At 73.0% G+C, this 19,802-nt stretch carries 17 protein-coding genes and 1 pseudogene; 14 read left to right on the forward strand and 4 right to left on the reverse strand.

Annotation, left to right across the window (positions count from 1 at the left end; genetic code table 11):
* Positions 1-67: 67 nt before the first annotated feature.
* The gene (locus tag ACZ60B_RS22945) at positions 68-679 is read left to right on the forward strand and encodes a TetR/AcrR family transcriptional regulator (RefSeq protein ID WP_469389756.1); all 612 of its coding nucleotides are present in this window, start codon (positions 68-70) and stop codon (positions 677-679) included.
* The gene (locus tag ACZ60B_RS22950; RefSeq protein ID WP_469389758.1) at positions 676-2,187 is read left to right on the forward strand and encodes an MFS transporter; all 1,512 of its coding nucleotides are present in this window, start codon (positions 676-678) and stop codon (positions 2,185-2,187) included. Before ACZ60B_RS22945 ends, ACZ60B_RS22950 begins: the two co-directional genes overlap by 4 nt.
* A 179-nt stretch (positions 2,188-2,366) precedes the next feature.
* On the opposite strand, the gene ACZ60B_RS22955 is transcribed toward ACZ60B_RS22950, so the two are convergent.
* A complete protein-coding gene (locus tag ACZ60B_RS22955; protein ID WP_469389799.1) occupies positions 2,367-3,146 on the reverse strand; it encodes a lysophospholipid acyltransferase family protein in 780 nt (259 codons plus the stop codon).
* A gap of 310 nt (positions 3,147-3,456) precedes the next feature.
* Between ACZ60B_RS22955 and ACZ60B_RS22960 the strand changes: the two genes are divergently transcribed.
* The 3 genes from ACZ60B_RS22960 (at position 3,457) to ACZ60B_RS22970 (ending at position 5,778) form a co-directional block, all read left to right on the forward strand.
* Entirely contained in the window at positions 3,457-4,659 is a 1,203-nt protein-coding gene (locus ACZ60B_RS22960; RefSeq protein ID WP_469389759.1) for a glycerophosphodiester phosphodiesterase, read from the forward strand.
* Positions 4,660-4,725: 66 nt separating this feature from the next.
* Entirely contained in the window at positions 4,726-5,232 is a 507-nt protein-coding gene (locus tag ACZ60B_RS22965) for an RNA polymerase sigma factor (RefSeq protein WP_469389761.1), read from the forward strand.
* A 45-nt stretch (positions 5,233-5,277) separates the two neighbouring features.
* The gene (locus tag ACZ60B_RS22970; protein ID WP_469389763.1) at positions 5,278-5,778 is read left to right on the forward strand and encodes a GNAT family N-acetyltransferase; all 501 of its coding nucleotides are present in this window, start codon (positions 5,278-5,280) and stop codon (positions 5,776-5,778) included.
* 69 nt (positions 5,779-5,847) lie between these two features.
* Here the strand turns inward: ACZ60B_RS22970 and ACZ60B_RS22975 are convergent, their stop codons facing one another.
* Together ACZ60B_RS22975 and ACZ60B_RS22980 are read right to left on the reverse strand one after the other, a co-directional pair.
* Positions 5,848-6,261, reverse strand: a complete 414-nt coding sequence (locus tag ACZ60B_RS22975) for a hypothetical protein (protein ID WP_469389765.1) — start codon at positions 6,259-6,261, stop codon at positions 5,848-5,850.
* A 1-nt stretch (position 6,262) separates the two neighbouring features.
* Positions 6,263-6,622, reverse strand: a complete 360-nt coding sequence (locus ACZ60B_RS22980) for a hypothetical protein (protein ID WP_469389767.1) — start codon at positions 6,620-6,622, stop codon at positions 6,263-6,265.
* Positions 6,623-6,809: 187 nt separating this feature from the next.
* Here ACZ60B_RS22980 and ACZ60B_RS22985 point away from each other — a divergent pair, with 187 nt between their 5' ends.
* The 9 genes from ACZ60B_RS22985 to ACZ60B_RS23025 all read left to right on the forward strand — a co-directional run bounded on the left by ACZ60B_RS22985 (position 6,810) and on the right by ACZ60B_RS23025 (position 19,267).
* Entirely contained in the window at positions 6,810-7,460 is a 651-nt protein-coding gene (locus ACZ60B_RS22985; protein WP_469389769.1) for an HAD family hydrolase, read from the forward strand.
* Positions 7,461-7,837: 377 nt separating this feature from the next.
* A complete protein-coding gene (locus ACZ60B_RS22990) occupies positions 7,838-8,881 on the forward strand; it encodes a methionine ABC transporter ATP-binding protein (RefSeq protein WP_469389771.1) in 1,044 nt (347 codons plus the stop codon).
* Positions 8,878-9,603 (forward strand): methionine ABC transporter permease, encoded by a 726-nt coding sequence (locus tag ACZ60B_RS22995; RefSeq protein ID WP_469389773.1) that lies wholly within the window; start codon positions 8,878-8,880, stop codon positions 9,601-9,603. Before ACZ60B_RS22990 ends, ACZ60B_RS22995 begins: the two co-directional genes overlap by 4 nt.
* 100 nt (positions 9,604-9,703) lie before the next feature.
* Complete coding sequence (locus tag ACZ60B_RS23000; RefSeq protein WP_469389775.1) at positions 9,704-10,534, forward strand: MetQ/NlpA family ABC transporter substrate-binding protein; 831 nt, start codon at positions 9,704-9,706, stop codon at positions 10,532-10,534.
* A gap of 156 nt (positions 10,535-10,690) precedes the next feature.
* The gene (locus ACZ60B_RS23005) at positions 10,691-11,338 is read left to right on the forward strand and encodes a GNAT family N-acetyltransferase (protein WP_469389778.1); all 648 of its coding nucleotides are present in this window, start codon (positions 10,691-10,693) and stop codon (positions 11,336-11,338) included.
* A gap of 90 nt (positions 11,339-11,428) precedes the next feature.
* A complete protein-coding gene (gene cbiE, locus ACZ60B_RS23010; RefSeq protein WP_469389780.1) occupies positions 11,429-12,655 on the forward strand; it encodes a precorrin-6y C5,15-methyltransferase (decarboxylating) subunit CbiE in 1,227 nt (408 codons plus the stop codon).
* 429 nt (positions 12,656-13,084) lie between these two features.
* A complete protein-coding gene (gene cobT / locus ACZ60B_RS23015) occupies positions 13,085-16,996 on the forward strand; it encodes a nicotinate-nucleotide--dimethylbenzimidazole phosphoribosyltransferase (RefSeq protein ID WP_469389782.1) in 3,912 nt (1,303 codons plus the stop codon).
* Positions 16,997-17,151: 155 nt separating this feature from the next.
* Positions 17,152-18,384, forward strand: coding sequence for a uroporphyrinogen-III C-methyltransferase (gene cobA / locus ACZ60B_RS23020; protein ID WP_469389784.1), 1,233 nt, complete (start codon positions 17,152-17,154; stop codon positions 18,382-18,384).
* 64 nt (positions 18,385-18,448) lie between these two features.
* The gene (locus tag ACZ60B_RS23025) at positions 18,449-19,267 is read left to right on the forward strand and encodes a TrmH family RNA methyltransferase (RefSeq protein WP_469389786.1); all 819 of its coding nucleotides are present in this window, start codon (positions 18,449-18,451) and stop codon (positions 19,265-19,267) included.
* 73 nt (positions 19,268-19,340) lie between these two features.
* Here ACZ60B_RS23025 and ACZ60B_RS23030 read toward each other — a convergent pair.
* A pseudogene (locus ACZ60B_RS23030) lies at positions 19,341-19,802 on the reverse strand (serine/threonine protein kinase); the annotation flags it as partial.

Consider the following 19,802-nt stretch of genomic DNA (forward strand, 5'->3'; position numbering starts at 1 on the left):
AGACACGCGGTGAGTCACTCACGCCTTTGGTGAGACATGACTGTCTCATATGGTCTATCCTTGTCTCATGGCTGTCGACCGTGACCACGTGCTGCGCAGCGCAGCCGCCCTGCTGACCCGCAGGGCCACCGCGACCATGGACGAGGTCGCCAGGGCCGCCGGGATCAGCCGGGCCACCCTGCACCGCCAGTTCGCCGGGCGCGACGCGCTCGTACGGGCGCTGGAGTCGCTCGGCATCGCCGAGTGCGAGGCGGCGCTGGACGCGGCCCGCCTGGACGAGGGGCCGGCGCGGGACGCCGTGCACCGGCTGGTGCGCGCGATCGAACCCGCCGCCGGGCTGCTCGCCTTCCTCTACACCGAGAACCAGCTCTTCGAGGGCGACGGCCAGAACACCGGCTGGACCCGGATCGACGACCGCATCGCGGCCCTGTTCCGGCGCGGCCAGGAGAGCGGTGAATTCCGCATCGACCTCACCCCCGCCTGGCTGACCGAGGCGCTCTACGGGCTGCTCGCCTCCGCCGCCTGGGCGGTCTCGGAAGGCCGGGTCGCGGCCAAGGACTTCACCCGCATGACCGTCGAACTGCTCCTCGGCGGCGCGCTGAGACGCGACGAGCCGTCCCGCGACGAACCACGACGCGACGAACCACGACATGACGAACCACGGAGAGAGGAATCATGAGCAGCACCCTGCGGCCGGCCGCGACGACGGAGGCGGTGCGCCGCCCGGGCCGCTGGCTCGCACTGTCCGTCCTCGTGCTCGCCGTGCTGCTGGTGGCCGTCGACGCGACCGTCCTCGGCCTCGCCACCCCCTACATCAGCGAGGACCTGGAGCCCACCGGCACCCAGCTCCTGTGGATCGGTGACGTCTACTCCTTCGTCATCGCCGGTCTGCTCGTCTCCATGGGCAGCCTCGGCGACCGCATCGGGCGCAAGCGGATCCTGCTCTGCGGAGCCACCGCGTTCGGCGCGATCTCCGTCCTGAACGCCTACGCGACCACGCCCGAGACGATGATCCTGGCCAGGGCCCTGCTCGGGGTCGCCGGTGCCACCCTGATGCCGGCCACGCTCGCCCTGATCCGCAACCTCTTCCACGACCCGCGCGAACGCAGCCTCGCCATCGGCATCTGGGGCGCCGTCGCCTCGGCGGGCACGGCCGTCGGCCCGGTCGTCGGCGGCTTCCTGCTGGAGCACTTCTGGTGGGGCTCGGTCTTCCTGATCAACCTGCCCGTGATGGCCGTCCTCGTCCTCGTCGGCAGCAGGCTGCTGCCGGAGTCGCGCAACCCGAGCCCCGGACCCTGGGACCTGATCAGCGTGGTGCTGTCCCTGGTCGGCATGATCGGTGTCGTCTACGCGGTCAAGGAGGCCGCCACCCACGGACCCACCTGGGAGACGGCGGCCGCGGGCGCGCTGGGCGCGGCCGCTCTGTACGGGTTCGTCCGGCGTCAGCTCACCCTGCCGGCCCCGCTGCTGGACATGCGGCTGTTCCGCAGCCGCGGGTTCAGCGGCGCCGTCATCGCCGACCTGCTGACCGTGCTGGGCCTGTCCGGCCTGGTGTTCTTCCTCTCCCAGTACCTGCAACTCGTCCAGGGCCGGGGCCCGTTCGAGGCGGGTCTGGCCGAGCTGCCCGCCGCGGTCGGTGCGGTGGCGGCCGGTCTGGTGGCGGGCCACGCGGCCCGGCGGTTCTCGGTACGGGCCGTGGTCTCGGGCGGTCTCGCCGCCGTGGGCCTCGCGCTCGCGGCGCTCACCGTGCTGGACCGGTCGACGGACTACCTGTTCCTCGGCACCGCCCTGCTGGTCGTCGGAGTCGGCGCCGGGTTCTCCTTCACCGTCACCGCCGACGTGATCCTGTCCAGCGTGCCCAAGGAACAGGCCGGCGCCGCGTCGGCGGTCTCCGAGACGGCGTACGAACTGGGCGCGGCCCTCGGCATCGCCGTGCTCGGCTCCATCATGACCGGCGTCTACCACGGCTTCACCGCCCCGGCGGGCACCCCGGCCGCGGCGCACGAGTCGCTCGGCGGCGCGGTCGAGGCGGCGGGACACCTGCCCCCGGACACGGCGCGGCAACTGCTGTCCTCGGCCCGCGAGGCGTTCGTGGACGGCCTGGGCCTGGCGGCGGGAGCGGGCGCCGTGGTCCTGCTCGCGACGGCGGTGGCGGCGTGGTTCCTGCTGCGAGACCAGCGACTGTAGAGCCGACCGGGCCCGGCCGACGCCACCACGGCACAACCGCGCCCGAGCCCGCACGCGAACCGCGCCCGAGCCCGCACGCGGACCGCGTCGGCGCCCGCACGCGAACCGCGGCCGTCCGTCGAAGGCTTGCGCCGACGACGGACGGCCGCGGGAGGCTCTGGGCTCCGACCGCCGGAGGCTTACGCGGCCTTCGCCTTGGTTGCGTACATGTCCACGTACTCCTGACCGGACAGTCGCATGACCTCGGTCATCACCGAGTCGGTCACGGCCCGCAGCACATAGCGGTCCCGGTCCATCCCCTCGTACCGGGAGAACTCCATCGCCTCGCCGAAGCGGACCGTGACCTTGCTCGGCCGCGGCATCCCGGAGCCACCCGGCTGGATCTTGTCCGTGCCGATCATGGCGAACGGGACGACGGGCGCCCCGGTCATCAGGGTCAGCCGCGCGATACCGGTACGGCCGCGGTACAGCCGGCCGTCGGGGGAGCGGGTGCCCTCGGGGTAGATGCCGAAGACCCGGCCCTCCTCCAGGATCCGGCGGCCCGTCATCAGCGCCGCGACCCCGCCCTTGCCGCCGTCCCGGTCGACCGGGATCATGCCGACGCCCGTGAAGAACCACGCCATCAGCCGGCCCTTGAGGCCCTTGCCGGTCACGTACTCGTCCTTGCCGATGAAGCAGACCTGACGGTCGCAGACGAGCGGCAGGATCATCGAGTCGATGAACGTGACGTGGTTGCCGGCGAGGATGACCGGGCCGTCGCCCGGAATATGCTCCACGCCCTCCACCTGGGGGCGGAACATCAGGCGCATGACCGGTCCGAGCACTGCCTTGATGAGCGTGAAGCGGGACAACGGACCCTCCGGAGTCGAAAGACGGCCGAGCGAAGTGCGACGAGTCTGTGTGTGCGATGTGTCTGTGCAGGTGAGGACGATACTCGCGGGTCCCCGGGTGGCGCACATCGGGTTCACCGGAGTCTTACGCATTGTTGACGCATGTTTACCTGCGGTGCAGCTTCGGGACCTGTGCGCAACGCGGATGTCACGAGACGGGACAGGGTGACGGACGACACACGCCGCCCGCCGGCCGACTGCTCCGAGCGGGTGCCGCCCGGGTACCCCGGCCGTCCGCGCCCAAGCCGACATACCGTCACCACTCGCCGTCGAGGCGCCATCCGGTGTCATCCGCGCGTTCCCTCCGAGGCCTCTCTTCCGCCATGTCCACGCCCCTACCATCGGCCCGCACGCACGAGCCGACGGCAGGAGGGTGCTCATGGGCACGCACGGGTCACAGCAGTCGCAGGGGTCGGACGAGGAACAGGCGGTCACCGGACGCCGGGCACTGCTCGGCGCCGCGGTCCTCGGCGCGAGCGGAGCGGTCCTCGGGCTGGCCGGCCCGGCGAGAGCCGACGCCCGGCACACGGCGGGAGCCGACGCCCGGCACACGGGAGGCCTGAAGAGCCTGCCGAAGCCCACGGTCATCGGCCACCGGGGGGCCAGCGGCTACCGGCCCGAGCACACCTTCGGCTCGTACCAGCTCGCCCTCGACCTCGACGCCGACGTCGTCGAGGCCGGTGACCTGGTGGTCACCCGGGACGGTCACCTCGTCTGCCGCCACGAGCCGGAGATCGGCGGCACCACGGACGTCGCCGACCACCCGGAGTTCGCCGCCCGCAGGACCACCAAGGTCCTCGACGGCGTCTCCACCACCGGCTGGTTCACCGAGGACTTCACGCTCGCCGAGCTGAAGACCCTGCGCGCGATCGAGCGGATCCCGGCCAACCGCCCGCACAACACCCTCTACAACGGCCGCTGGGAGATCCCCACCTTCGAAGAGGTGCTCCGCTGGCAGGACGAGCAGACCCGCAAGCGGGGCAAGCAGGTCTGGATCTACCCGGAGACCAAGCACCCCACCTACTTCCGCAAGCTGGGCCTGGGCCTTGAGGAGCGGGTCGCCAAGCTGCTGCGCAAGCACGGCAAGGACAAGTGGAACTCGCCGGTCATCCTCCAGTCCTTCGAGCCGACCAGCATCCAGCGTCTGAACACGCTCGTGGACAACCCCCTCGTCGTGCTGCTCTCCTCGGCCGCGAGCCGCCCCTGGGACTTCGTCGAGACGGGCGACCCGCGCACGGTCGCCGACCTCGTCACGCCCGCGGGCCTCAGGGAGATGGCCGGCTACGCCCAGGGCATCGGACCGACCCTCGACCTGGTCGTCCCGAAGGACGCGAGCGGCAACCTCACCACCCCGACCGCCCTGGTCAAGGACGCCCATGCGGTGGGCCTGGTGCTGCACCCCTACACCATGCGCAACGAGAACCCCTTCCTGCCCACGAGCTTCCGCAAGGGCACCGACGCCGACGCCTACGGAGACGCCTTCGGCGCCTTCAAGGCCTACTTCGCGACCGGTATCGACGGCGTCTTCACCGACAACGCCGACACCGCGGTGCTGGCCCGCGCGGACTTCGTCAACGGCTGATTCCCCTTTGGAGTGACACTCGGCCGCCCGGCGAACCCGCGTCCGGGCGGCCGCGTCGTGCCGTACATGACGCACGAGATGCTCACCGCCCTGCGCCCGTTGCTCGCCGCCGAGGCCCTGGCCGAGGCGCAGGGCTCGGGGAGCGAGGCCGGGGACCTGGAGCAGGAGGTCTGGCTCCGCCTCCTGGAACGCCTCGCGGCCGGCGCGCCGCCGCACGACCCGCCCGCCTGGCTGCGCAAGGCCGTCCGCGCCGAGGCGCGCCGCTCGCGCCGCCGGGCCCGCCGTGAACGGCCGTACGACACCGACCCCGTCGACGATCCCGGCCGCGGCCCCGAACAGCTCGCCCTGGGCGCCGCCCGCCGCCGCACCCTGCGCGACGCGGTACGCCGGCTGCCCGGCCGCTGCCCCCGTCTGCTGGAGGCGCTGCTCTCGCCGCAGGATCCGACCTATCGGGAGATCGCGGGGGAGTTGGGTATCTCACAGGGCAGTCTGGGGCCGGAACGTGCCAAATGTCTTGGTTGTCTTCGGCGTTTGCTTGCGCCGGAGGTTGCGGCTCGTGGAGTGCGGGGATAGGAGTGTGGAACAACCGGTGATCAGGTGAGCGGGAGGCGTGCGCACATGGGCATGAGCGTGACCATCTCGGTGGCGACCGAGCACGACGTGGAGCAGATCTTCAGGTTGCAGTACCTGTGCTTCCAGAGCGAGGCGGCGCTGTACGGCAACTACCGCATCGACCCGCTCGTCCAGACCCTCGACTCGGTCCGCGAGGAGGTCGGCTCCGACTGCGTCTACGTGGCACGGCTGGGCGAGGAGGTCGTCGGTTCGGTGCGCGGCCGGATCACCGAGGACGACGCGGCCGCCATCGGCAAGCTCTGCGTCCACCCCCGCCTCCAGGGTCACGGCATCGGCGCCCGGCTGCTGCGCGCGGCCGAGTCGGCCCTCGCCGAGGAGCGCGGCGCCAAGACGTTCCGCCTGTTCACCGGCCACCGCAGCGAGGGCAACCTGCGTCTGTACCGCCGGGTCGGCTACGAGACGGTGGGCACGTCCAAGGGCGGCGAGGACGGCGTACCGATGATCATCCTGGAGAAGCCGGCCGGGACGTACGCGACGACGGCCTGACCGTCCGGCCGCGACCCCCGTCCGGCGCTCGCCGGGTCCGGTGCGCCGCACCGGACCCCGGACGGGCGCTCAGTTCTGCTTCTGCGCCCTGCGGAGCCAGTACAGCGCCGACAGCGGCAGCAGCACGGGGATGAAGACGTACCCCATGCCGTACTTCGACCACACCGTCGCGTCCGGGAACGCGGAGGGGTCGACCAGGGTCCAGGTCCCGACGATCAGGACACCCGCGAGCTCGGCGGCGCAGCACGCCAGCGCCGCCCTGCGGGCCTTCTCCCCGCCGCGCACCAGCGAGTACGTGATGAATCCGTACACCACGCCCGCCACCGCCGACAGCGTGTACGCGAGCGGCGCCCGGTCGAACTCGGTGGCGATCTGGTAGACGGACCGCGACACCGCGCCGACGACCATCACGCCGTACAGCCAGACCAGCAGAATGCCCGGCCCGCCGATGAGCCGCGCGGGCCTGTCGTTCGCCGTGGTCATCTCAGCCTCCCCAGATGTCATAGAGCCGCACCTCCAGGACGGCGAGGACGACCCCGCCGGCCGCGACCGTCACCGAACCCCACCGGGTGCGCTCGGCCAGCGACATGAACCCCGCGGCCGGGATGCAGGCGAACGCGCCCAGCAGATACGCCACGAAGATCGTCGTGCCCTGCTCCGCCTTCTCGCCCCGAGCCAGCTGCACGATCCCCACCACCAGCTGGACCAGCGCCAGCAGCGAGACCACGGCCATCCCGATGAAGTGCCAGTCCTTGGTCGGCTGGTCACGGTAGGCCGCCCAGCCGCACCAGGCGGCGAGCAGCAGCGCGGCGACACCGGTCGCCGGCGTCAGGGCATCAAGCATGCGGAGACCCTATTACGGCTCAAATGGACCGCCGCGCGCGGGCCCTGCCCAGCGCGGGCCCGGGCCCGACCGGGCGTGGGCCCGGCCGTGAACGGGTCCGGCTGCGCCCGGGTCCGCCCGGGTCCGCCCGGTCCTGCCGGGTTCGGCCGGGTCGGGCGGGTTTCGGGGGCATCGTAGGGTCTGGGGCATGACGATCCACGCCAAAGCCCTCCTGTTCGACAACGACGGCACCCTCGTCTCCACCCTCGCCTCCGTGCGGCGCTGCTGGACCCGGTGGGTCGGCGAGTACGGCATCGACGCCGAGGCCTTCGCGTCCGTCGCGCTGCACGGGCGGACCGCCGTCGAGATAGCCGCCGACCTGCTGCCCGCGGCCGTCGTGCCGGAGGCCGTCGCGCGGATCGAACTCCTGGAGGTGGAGGACGTGCCGAACGGGGGCGTGGAACTGCTGCCCGGCACCCGCGACTTCCTCGACTCGCTGCCCGCCGACCGGTGGGCCGTGGTGACCTCCGCCACCCTGCGCCTCGCCGAGGCCCGGCTCGACGCCGTCGGCATCCGGCCCAAGACGCTCGTCGCCGCCGACGACGTCACGCGCGGCAAGCCCGACCCCGAGCCCTATCTGCTCGCCGCTCGCCGCCTGGGCGTCGACCCGGCCGACTGCGTCGTGTTCGAGGACGCCCCCGCGGGGCTGGCGTCCGGCCGCGCCGCCGGGATGACCACCGTGGCCTTGGCCACAACCCACCAGGCCCACGAGCTCGACGCGGACCTCGTCGTGAAGGACCTCTCGGCCTTGTCGGCACTGGTCGCCGAGGGCGGCGTGGAGATCTCCGCCCGCCGGTGACGCGAGTCCGTCGCTGGACACAGGTGTCCGCATGTCGGACACCTGTGTCCTGCCAGGTTCGTATGTCTGGTTAACTGACCGCATGACCACGACGAGCAGCCGCACCCTTGCGACCGAGGCGACCATGACGCCCGGTGCTCGTTGTATGTGTCGAATGTGCGCCTTCTAGAGGGCCCCCGCACCACCTGAGCCTCGCGCCCCGAAGCGAGACGCCGTGGCGTATCCGCGCGACCTCCGTCGCCGGTGACCGACGCCGCCCCGCGCACATGTTCTCCCCGGTTCCACCGCCATCGCGAGAACCTGCCGCGTCCCTGAACGAACGCACCCGTGCCCCGGGCATCCCCATGCCCGCGCACTCGACAGTGACGGAAACCCCAGTGATCACCACCTCGGGCCTGACCAAGGTCTACCGCTCCAGCGGCCGTGAGGTCACCGCCCTCGACGGCGTCGATCTGCACGTCCGCGAAGGCGAGGTGTTCGGCGTCATCGGCCAGTCCGGCGCCGGCAAGTCCTCGCTCATCCGCTGCGTCAACCTGCTGGAACGCCCCACCGCCGGCACGGTCACCGTCGCCGGGCAGGACCTCACGGCCCTCGCCGGACGCGGGCCGCGCGCGGGCCGGGAACTGCGCCGGGCGCGCAGCCGGATCGGCATGGTCTTCCAGCACTTCAACCTGCTGTCCTCGCGGACCGTCCAGGACAACGTCGAGCTGCCGCTCGAAATCCTCGGGAAGTCCGGGAAGGAACGTTCCCGCAAGGCGCTGGAGCTGCTCGACCTGGTCGGTCTCGCCGACAAGGCGGGGGCCTACCCGGCACAGCTCTCCGGCGGCCAGAAGCAGCGCGTCGGCATCGCCCGCGCCCTGGCCGGCGACCCGAAGGTGCTGCTCTCCGACGAGGCCACCAGCGCCCTGGACCCGGAGACCACCCGCTCGATCCTCCAGCTGCTGCGCGACCTCAACCGGCAGCTCGGGCTCACGGTCCTGCTCATCACCCACGAGATGGACGTCGTGAAGTCGGTCTGCGACTCGGCCGCCCTCATGGAGAACGGCCGGATCGTCGAGTCCGGCACGGTCACCGACCTGCTCGCCACACCGGGCTCCGAACTGGCCGCGGCCCTCTTCCCGGTCACGGGCGAGGCCGCCGGCGCGGACCGCACGGTCGTCGACGTCACCTTCCACGGCGAGAGCGCCACCCAGCCGGTCATCTCCCAGCTCGCGCGCACCTACAACGTCGACGTCTCCATCCTCGGCGCCGCGATCGACACCGTCGGCGGCCTCCAGGTCGGCCGGATGCGCATCGAACTGCCCGGCCGCTTCGAGGACAACGTCGTGCCCATCGGCTTCCTGCGCGAGCAGGGCCTCCAGATCGACGTGGTCGACAACCGGGCCCAGGCGCCCGCGCTGGTCAAGGAAGGTGCCAAGTGACCTGGTCCGAGATGCAGCCGCTGCTGTCCCAGGCGTGTTGGGACACGCTCTACATGGTCGGCTGGTCCGTGCTGATCGCCGTCGTCGCCGGACTTCCGCTCGGCGTCCTGCTGGTCCTCACCGACCGGGACGGGCTGCTCCAGAACGTCGTCGCGAACAAGGTCATCGGGCAGGCCGTGAACATCGTCCGCTCGATGCCGTTCATCATCCTGATGGTCGCGCTGATGAGCTTCACCCGCTGGATCACCGGCACCACCCTCGGCCGCGAGGCAGCCATCGTGCCGCTCGCCATCGGCGCCGTCCCGTTCTTCGCCCGCCTGGTCGAGACGGCCGTCCGCGAGGTGGACGGCGGGTTGGTCGAGGCCGTGCAGTCGATGGGCGGCAACACCTGGACGATCGTGCGCAAGGTCCTCGTACCCGAGTCCCTGCCCTCCCTCATCTCCAGCGCCACCACCACGATCGTCGCCCTCATCGGCTACTCGGCGATGGCCGGCACGGTCGGCGCGGGCGGGCTCGGCGACATCGCCATCCGCTACGGCTACCAGCGCTTCGAGACCCAGTTGATGTGGATCACCGTCGCGATCCTCGCCGTCGTCATCGCGGTCGTCCAGTTCCTCGGCGACTACGCGGCCCGCTCCCTGCACCGCCGCGGCGGCCGCTCCGGCCCCGCCCCGAGGCTGCGGCTGCTCAAGCCCGCCGCGGCGACGGGCAAGACGGGCTGATCCGCCCGGACCCGGTCTCCCGTCCTCACCGACCTCCCCCCCCAGATCTTCCCGCAGCACCCACGCGGGATTGCTCCACCCTTAAGGAAAGGCACTTTTCGTGCGTAACGCCATCAAGATCACCTCCGCCGTCCTCGCCACGGGAGCCCTCACCCTCGGGCTCAGCGCCTGCGGCTCCGACAAGGACTCCGCCGCCTCCGACTACAGCGGGCCGCTGGTCGTCGCCGCGACCCCCACCCCGCACGCCGAGATCCTCGACTACATCAAGGACAACCTGGCGAAGAAGGCCGGCCTCGACCTCCAGGTCAAGGAGGTCACCGACTACATCACGCCGAACACGGCGACCGAGGACGGCTCGGTGGACGCCAACTACTTCCAGAGCAAGCCCTACCTCGCCGACTTCAACGCCACGCGCGGCACCCACCTCGTGTCCGTCGCCGACGTCCACCTCGAGCCGCTCGGCCTCTACTCCCACAAGGTGAAGAGCGTCGACGCCCTCAAGAACGGTGCGACCGTCGCCGTCCCGAACGACGCCGACAACGAGTCCCGCGCCCTCAAGCTCCTCGCCGCCAACGGGCTGATCACCTTCAAGGACGGCGGCAAGGGCCGGGAGACCCCGCAGAGCATCGACAAGAACCCCAAGGGCCTGACGTTCAAGGAGGTCGAGGCCGCCCAGACGGTGCGCTCCCTGGACGACGTCGACGCCGCGGTCGTCAACGGCAACTACGCGCTCTCGGCCGGTCTCAAGCCCGCCGAGGAGGCCCTCGTCCTGGAGTCCGCGAAGGGCAACCAGTACGTCAACGTCCTTGCCGTCAAGAAGGGCGACGAGAAGGACCCGCGGGTGCAGAAGCTCGCCAAGCTCCTGAACTCCGCCGAGGTCAAGAAGTTCATCGAGGACAAGTACAACGGCTCGGTCATCGCCTCCTTCTAGGTTCCGCCCAGGACCGTGACGGCCCGCTGATCAGCTCGCCGCACCACCGGACCGGCTCCCGCGAGGGAGTCGACCCGGTGGTGCGGTTCACTGCTTTCATGCTGCATGCTGGGCAGTTCAGCAGCACCTGACGACTCGAAGGTTACGGAGCGGCGCATGACGAGCACCTTCCCCAACATCTCCATCAGCACGGAGCGGTTGGTGCTGCGTCCCCTCGACGAGGACGACATCGCCGCCATGGCCGAGATGATGAACGACGAACAGGTCGCGGCCTGGACGAGCGTGCCCCAGCCGTTCACCCAGGACAACGCCCGCGACTGGATCGCCGGTTACGCCCCCGCCGAACGCACCGCGGGACGCGGACTCGACCTCGCCGTCACCGAGTTCCTCACCCAGCGGCTGGTCGGCGTCATCCAGCTCGGCAAGACCAACTGGCACGTCCGCTCCACCGAACTGTCGTACATCGTCGCCCCCTGGGCGCGCGGCGAGGGCTACGCCTCCGAGGCGGCGCTCGCCACCGCCCAGTGGCTGTTCACGGACCAGAAGTTCGAGCGCATCGAACTGCGCACGGCCGCCGACAACACGGCCTCGCAGCAGGTCGCCCAGAAGATCGGCTGCATCAGCGAGGGCGTCCTGCGCAACGCCTGCATAGCGCGCACCCGCGCCGAGGACGGCACCTGGGCCGACACGCGCACCGACTTCATCGTCTGGAGCCTGCTGCCGGAGGACCTGGAGGGCACCGGCGAGCAACTGTCCGACAGCGGCAGCTTCACGTCGTACAGCGCCTACACCGACTGGAACTGAACCGGCGCCCCGTCACCGGGTAGTCTCACGAAAGGCCCCTTTCGGGCCGCCCCCCGACCACCTGCGCGAGACCCCTGGAGACTGACGACGATGGCCGACCGGGTCACGGTGATCGGCTGGGACGGCTCGCCGCTGACCGCCGCGGCACGCGCGGCCCTCGGCGCCGCCACGCTGGTCGCAGGCGCCGCGCACCATCTGGCACTGCCCGAGATCCCGCCCGGCGCCGAACGCATCCGGCTGGGCAGCGTCGACCTCGCCGCCCGCCGGATCGCCGGCCATCGCGGCACGGCGGTGGTGCTCGCCGACGGCGACCCCGGCTTCTTCGGCGTCGTACGGAGTCTGCGCGCACCCGAGTTCGGGCTCGAGGTCGAGGTCGTCCCCGCCGTCTCCTCCGTGGCCGCCGCGTTCGCCCGGGCCGGGATGCCCTGGGACGACGCACAAGTGGTCGTCGCCCACCGCCGCACCCTGCGCCGCGCGGTGAACGTGTGCCGGGCGCACGCCAAGGTCGCGGTCCTCACCTCGCCCGGCGCCGGTCCCGCGGAACTCGGACTGCTGCTGGAGGGCGTCCACCGCACCTTCGTGATCTGCGAGGAGCTCGGCACCGAGCGCGAGCGGGTCGTCGTCGTCACCTCCGACAAGGCCGCCGACCACACCTGGCGAGACCCGAACGTCGTCATCGTCATCGGCGGACCCGTCGGCCGCGGCACCGGCGGCGACGGCGGGGGCTGGATCGCCGGCCGTGACCCGGCCGCCGGGCCGCGCGGCTGGACCCTGCCCGCCGAGGCCTACGACGGACCGCTCGGCGAGGGCGAGACACAGCTGCTGCGGGCCGCCCAACTCGCCCGGCTCGGCCCCCGGGTCGGCGACCTCGTGTGGGACATCGGCTGCGGCAGCGGCGCCTTCGCCACCGAGGCCGCGCGGGCCGGGGCCGCCGTCCTCGCCGTCGACCACGACCTGCGGGCCTGCGCCCGCACCGACGCCGCCGCCCGCCGCCACGGGGTGCAGCTCCAGATCGTCCACGGCACCGCCCCGCACGTCCTGGAGCGCCTGCCCGAACCCGACGTGGTCCGCGTCGCCGGCGGGGGAGCCGCCGTCGTCACCGCGGTCGCCGACCGCCGTCCGCAGCGGATCGTCACGCACGCGGCGAACCGCGACGCCGCCGAGGTCATCGGCCGGGACCTGACCGAACACGGCTACCGGGTCGAGTGCGCCCTCCTTCAGTCGGTCGAACTCGACACCCGGGTCTGGACGGAGCGGGAGCGGAGCGTGGCGTTCCTGCTCACCGGAGAACTGCCGCAGCGCGAAGCGCCCCGCTGAGAGCCGGCGACCGCGCCACGGGCGCGGCGCGGCCGTGCCGAGGGCGGGTCGTGGACGGACCTGCCCGATCGTGACCCGTGATCCTGTTGTCGTACCGCGCGCGGTAGGCTGGCCGATCGTTGTACCGCACCGGGGGACCCGTACATTCGTTCGTCAATGTCCGGAAAACCCGTCCGTTTTGGGGTGAGTGTGGTACGGCAAGAACCGGAGGACGCGCAACGTGGCGCAGTCCACAGCGGGCTGTCGCGGATCAACCTGTCGCGACGACGGAACGGCCGGGACAATGCCACCTAATGGCTTTGTCGCTTTTTACGGTCGGCTCGTTCGTGCCGCTGGGCGCGCACGCTCGTTCTTCACTACGGGGGCGGTCGGTGCGCCGTTCCCGGCGAGCTGGTCGTAGAGGCACTAACCGATGGGCGAGGGGTACGCATGACCGACACCGGCCAGATCCCGGGCGAGGGGCTGCCGGAGAACTCAGGCATGGTGGAGCAGCCTGGCGTCTCCGCGCCGGGCGCGTACACCTACCTCTCCGAGACCACCGCCGAGGACGAAGACCTGCTGCTGCCGGGCGCCCAGAGCGCCTGGGGCAACGAAGTGGCCCCGCCGGCGCCGGAACCGCTCGTCGAGACCCTCCACGAGCCGGGGCCGCACGAGCTGTCCGGCCGGGACACCGGTTCCGTCGACCTCGGCGGCGTCCGTCTGCCCAACCCGACGCCGCCCGTCCAGGTCCAGCCCCGCAGGCCCCTGCACCTCGGCCCGCCGATCCCGGACGTCTCCGCCAGCCCGGTCCGCTCCCTCGCCGACCGGGGCCCGGCGGGCGCGCCCGTACGGCACCCGGGACCCGCGACGATCGGCCCCGAGTACCTCGACGTGCCGTCGGTGCGCGAGATGCCGGTGCCGAGCAACGCGCCCTGGGTCGGCCCGGGCCCGGTCCAGCCGCCCGTGGGCATGGTCGCGGCCCCCGTGGCGACGGTCGCCCCGGTCGTGGAGCACCCGGTCGCCGCCCCTGCCGAACCCCCGGTCGTGGTGCACGCGGAGTTCCCGGCGACGGCCCATGCGGAACAGTCGGTCGCGGAACAGCCGGTCATGGAACAGCCGGACGCGGAGCAGCAGTCCGAGCCGGTCGGCGCGGCCGAGGCCGTGATGGCCCGTATCGCCACCGAGGCGGGTGTCGCCACGGCACAGGCCGAGGGGCCGGGCCGGACGGCCGCGCCCGCGCAGCCCGTTCCGGCCGCCGTGCCCGCGCCCGAAGCCGTGTCCGCCTCCGGCCCGGAGCCGACGCCGGAGGAGCCCGTGGGCGCCGAGGACGGTTCGGGCACGGGAGTGGTGCCCGAGCCGACACACGGTCCTTCGGCCGGGTCCGCCGGGACCGACGGGCAGGTCCCGGACACCGAGGCGGTCGCGGACGCGGGCCAGGTCCCCGGCGCCGCCGAGGCGTCGGAGCAGGGTCCGGTCCCGGGCCCCGAGTCCGTCGTCGACCCCGGGCAGGCCGAGGCCGAGGCCGCCGTGTCCCCGGAGCCGGTGGGCCCCGTACCGGCCGCCGGTGGCGAGGGCGCGGGTCAGGTCCCCGTGCCGTCCGACGCGGTCGTTCCCGAGCAGGCCGCGCAGGCGGTCGCCGCCGAGGCGACGACCGAGGCCCAGGAGACCCCGCAGACCCCCGAACCCGCGCCCGCCGTACTGGAAGAGGCCGCACCGGAGCAGGTCGTACCCGAACAGGTCGTACCCGAGCAGGTCGTACCCGAGCAGGTCGTAGCGGAGCAGGCAGTACCGGAGCAGGTCGCTCCGGAGCAGGTCGCTCCGGAGCAGGCCGTGCCCGCCGACGCCGTGGCGCCGGAGGCCGCCGGGATCGCACCCGGCACCGAAGCCGAGGCCGCGCCGCAGGGTGCACCGGCCGCCGAATCCGTCGTGCCCGAGGCACCGCGGGCCCCGCAGCCGGCCGTCCCCGAGGACGCGCCCGTCGTCGCCGCGCCCGTCCCGGATCCGGCCGAGGCCGTCGCCGACCAGCCCGCCGGGACCCCCGAGCCGGTCGCGCCGGTCGCCGGACCGCAGTCCGGCGTGTTCGCGCCCTTCCCGTCGGCCCTGGACGCGATGGGCCTGGCCCGCCCCGCGGCCGACACCCCGGCTCCGGCCGAACCCGCCGCCGACCAGGCCCAGGCGCCCGCGTACCCCGGTGCCGCGGCGCAGATGCCGCCCGCCGCCGAGACCGCCCCGCAGAGCGCCGACGCACCCGCGGCCGAGCAGCAGGCCGAGGCCGGCCAGGACCAGCCCGTGGGCCGGTTCGTCCCGGTCGAGGGCATGGTGCCGACCACCCCGCACCTCGCCCCGACCCCGCCGCACCCCATCGTCCTGCCCACCCAGGAGCCGCAGCCGCAGGCCCCGGCGGCGCAGGCCCCGCAGGCACAGACGCCGGGCGCGCAGATCCCGGAACCCGTCGCCGTGCTCCCCGCCCCCCGCGAGGCCGAACCGGCCCCCGGCCAGGTGGCCGAGGACGCGGAGCACGACCCGGGCGTCGTACAGCAGGCGGCGGACCTGGACACCAGGGGTGCCGCACAGGAAGACCAGGAAGAAGAGAGCACGGCCGCAGTGGAAGAAGTACGAGGGTCCACCGGCCCGGCGGCCCCCGGCTTCGCCGAAGCCGAGCGCGAGGCCGTGCTGCGGGTGATCCGCGAGCGCCGTGACATCCGCAACGGCTTCCGCAACGACCCCATCCCGCACGAGGTGCTGCTGCGCGTCCTGGAGGCGGCCCACACGGCTCCGTCCGTGGGTCACTCGCAGCCCTGGGACTTCGTCGTGATCCGGTCGGCCGAGACCCGCCGCACCATGCACGAACTGGCCATGTGTCAGCGCGAGGCGTACGCCAAGTCGCTGCCCAAGGGCCGGGCCAAGCAGTTCAGGGAAATGAAGATCGAGGCGATCCTCGACACCCCGGTGAACGTCGTCGTCACCGCCGACCCGACCCGCGGCGGCCGCCACACCCTCGGCCGGCACACCCAGCCGCAGATGGCCCCGTACTCCGCCGCGCTCGCCGTGGAGAACTTCTGGCTCGCCGCCCGCGCCGAGGGACTCGGCGTCGGCTGGGTCAGCTTCTTCGACGAGCGCGAGATGGTCCGCGCCCTCGGCCTGCCCGACCACCTGGAGGTCGTCGCCTACCTGTGCGTCGGGTACGTCGACGAGTTCCCGGAGGAGCCCGAGCTGATGCAGGCGGGCTGGTCCAAGCGCCGTCCCCTGTCCTGGGTCGTGCACGAGGAGACGTACGGCCGTCGCGCGCTGCCCGGCGAGGACCCGCACGACCTGCTCGCCGAGACCGTCGCCGGGATCCGCCCGCTGGACGCCAAGGCGCTCGGCGAGGCCTGGGAGCGGCAGAAGCGCATGACCAAGCCGGCCGGCGCGCTCGGCATGCTGGAGATCATCTCCGCGCAGCTGTCCGGCCTGTCCCGGCAGTGCCCGCCGCCGATCCCGGAGCCCGCGGCCGTCGCGATCTTCGCGGGCGACCACGGTGTGCACGCCCAGGGCGTCACCCCCTGGCCGCAGGAGGTCACGGCCCAGATGGTGGCCAACTTCCTGGGCGGGGGAGCGGTCTGCAACGCCTTCGCCGCGCAGGTGGGCGCCGAGGTCTGCGTCATCGACGTGGGCGTCGCGGCCGACCTCCCGGCCACCCCCGGCCTGCTGCCGCGCAAGGTCCGCGCGGGCACCTCGGACATGACCACCGGCCCCGCGATGACCCGCGAGGAGGCCAAGCACGCCATCGAGGTGGGCATCGAGACCGCCCGCGACCTGGTGGCGGCCGGCAACAAGGCCCTGCTCACCGGTGAGATGGGCATCGCCAACACCACCGCGTCGGCCGCCCTCATCTCCGTCTTCACCGGCGCCGACCCGGCCGAGGTCACCGGCCGCGGCACCGGCATCAACGACGAGACCCTCGCCCGCAAGACCGATGTCGTGCGCCGCGCCCTGGAGTTCCACCAGCCCGACCCCGCCGACCCCATCGGCGTCCTCGCGGCGATCGGCGGCTTCGAGCACGCGGCGATGGTCGGTCTGCTCCTGGGCGGCGCCTCGCTGCGCACCCCGGTGATCCTGGACGGCGTCAGCGCGGGCGCCGCCGCCCTGGTCGCCCGCGCCATCGCCCCGGAGGTCCTCGCGGCCTGCATCGCGGGTCACCGCAGCGCCGAGCCGGGCCATGTGGCGGCCCTCAACAAGCTGGGCCTGCGCCCGCTGGTCGACCTGGACCTGCGCCTCGGCGAGGGCACGGGCGCCCTGCTGGCGCTCCCGCTGGTGCAGAGCACGGCACGCGCGATGCACGAGGTGGCGACGTTCGACTCGGCGGGCGTCACCGAGAAGTAGCCCACCGCGGGGCGGGGTTGGGGCAGCCGGGCGTTCCGGTGCCCGCCCCCGCCCCCTGCCGTACCCCGCACCACGGCTAAAATTCGCACGTCAGGGCTGCTCCGGAGCTGTAGCGCCCTTCGCATCGCCAGGACGAGGACGAGGAGCCGCCCCTCATGGCCGAACACCCCGCCTATCCCGTAGGCCTCCGTCTCGCCGGCCGCCGCGTGGTCGTCCTCGGCGGCGGTCAGGTCGCCCAGCGCCGGCTCCCGGCGCTGATCGCGGCGGGCGCCGACATCCTCCTGGTGTCCCCGGAGGCGACGCCGTCCGTCGAGGCCATGGCGGACGCGGGCGAGATCGTCTGGGAGCGGCGCCCCTACGCCGACGGCGACCTCGCCGACGCCTGGTACGCGCTGATCGCCACCAGCGACCCGGAGGCGAACACCCGGGCCTCCGCCGAGGGCGAGGCGCACCGCGTCTGGTGCGTGCGCTCCGACGACGCGGACGCGGCGACCGCCTGGACCCCGGCCACCGGCCACAGCGAGGGCGTCACCGTGGCCGTGCTCACCACCGACGCGCGCGGCCGCGACCCCCGGCACACCGCCGCCGTCCGGGACGCGGTCGTGGAGGGCCTGCGCGACGGCACCCTCGTCGCCCCGCACCACCGCACCCGCACCCCCGGCGTCGCCCTCGTCGGCGGCGGTCCCGGCGACCCGGACCTGATCACGGTCCGCGGCCGGCGGCTGCTCGCCGAGGCGGACGTCGTCATCGCCGACCGGCTCGGCCCGCGCGACCTGCTGGCCGAACTCCCGCCGCACGTCGAGGTGATCGACGCGGCGAAGATCCCGTACGGGCGCTTCATGGCCCAGGAGGCCATCAACAACGCGCTGATCGAGCACGCCAGGAAGGGCAGGTCCGTCGTCCGGCTGAAGGGCGGCGACCCGTACGTCTTCGGCCGTGGCATGGAGGAACTCCAGGCGCTCGCCGAGGCGGGCATCCCGTGCACGGTCGTCCCGGGCATCTCCAGTTCGATCTCGGTGCCGGGGGCGGCCGGCATCCCCGTCACCCACCGCGGTGTCGCCCATGAGTTCACGGTCGTCAGCGGCCATGTCGCCCCCGACGACGAACGCTCCCTGGTCGACTGGCCTGCGCTCGCCAGGCTGACCGGTACGCTCGTGGTGCTCATGGGCGTCGACAAGATCGGGAAGATCGCCGAGACGCTCGTCGCGCACGGCAGGTCGCCCGAGACCCCCGTCGCCCTGGTCCAGGAGGGCACGACGGCCGCCCAGCGCCGCGTCGACGCCACCCTCGCGACCGTCGCCGAGACGGTGCGCGCCGAGGAGGTGCGGCCCCCGGCCGTCATCGTCATCGGCGAGGTCGTCGGCGTGGGTCCCCGCACCACCGAGTAACCCCGGGTAACACAACCCGTTCCGAGCCGTTGGCACCACACCCAGGACAAGGCAGTATCACCCTGTGGCCGATCTCATCACCGTTGAGGACCCCGCCGACCCGCGCCTGAGCGACTACACGGGCCTGACCGACGTGGAGCTGCGCCGCAAGCGCGAGCCCGCCGAGGGCCTGTTCATCGCCGAGGGCGAGAAGGTCATCCGCCGGGCCAAGGACGCCGGGTACGAGATGCGCTCGATGCTGCTGTCCGCGAAGTGGGTCGACGTCATGCGCGACGTCATCGACGAGCTCCCGGCCCCCGTCTACGCGGTCAGCCCGGAGCTCGCCGAGAAGGTCACCGGTTACCACGTGCACCGTGGCGCGCTCGCCTCCATGCAGCGCAAGCCGCTGCCCACGGCGGCCGAACTCCTGCGCTCCGCCCGCCGGGTGGCGGTCATGGAGTCGGTCAACGACCACACCAACATCGGCGCGATCTTCCGCTCGGCGGCCGCCCTCGGCATGGACGCGGTCCTGCTCTCGCCCGACTGCGCCGACCCGCTCTACCGCCGCTCCGTCAAGGTCTCGATGGGCGCGGTCTTCTCGGTGCCCTACGCCCGCCTCGACACCTGGCCCAAGGGTCTCGACTCGGTCCGCGAGGCGGGCTTCACGCTGCTCGCCCTCACCCCGGACGAGAAGGCCAGGTCCCTCGACGAGGCCGCCCCGCACCGGATGGACCGGGTGGCCCTCATGCTCGGCGCGGAGGGCGACGGCCTGTCCACCCAGGCCCTCGTCGCCGCCGACGAATGGGTCCGCATCCCGATGGCCCACGGCGTCGACTCCCTCAACGTGGGCGCGGCGGCGGCGGTCGCCTTCTACGCGGTGGCCACGGGACGCCCGACCGCCTGACCGGCAGCCGTCCGGCGCCCGGCCGCCCCGAGGACCGACGGTTCCGACCACGCCGGGGCGGCCGCCGCCCAGGTCACTTCGGGCCGTCGGCCCGAAGCGTCGACCGGTACCGCTGCTCCAGCTGTCCCCCGGACGACAGCGCGGGCGGGTGCGGCTTCGCGCTCGACCGTCGTACGACGTCGCCGCCGCCCCCGAGTCCGCGCGCCGGCCCCTGACAGCCCTGCACCACGCCGATGGCGAGCGCGACGAGCAGCGTCACCACGACGAACACGAACAGCCGCTGCCGCAGCAGCCGCGGATTGGCCGGCCGCCGACCGGTCCCGGTGGTCCTGGGCGCGGGACGGCCCGCACCGCTGCGCGGCCCCGTCCGGCCACCGGTGCCCGACCGACCGGTGTTGCGCGAGGCCGGAGTGGGCCGGGCGCCGGACCGGGACGCGGTGCCGCCGCCCCGCGAGGCGCTGCCGCCGCGCGACGGGGTCCCCCCGCTCCGGACGGCCGGGGCCGGACCGCGCGAGGGGGTGGGAGTGCCGCCCCG

The organism is Streptomyces sp. NPDC104096 (genome assembly GCF_055584385.1).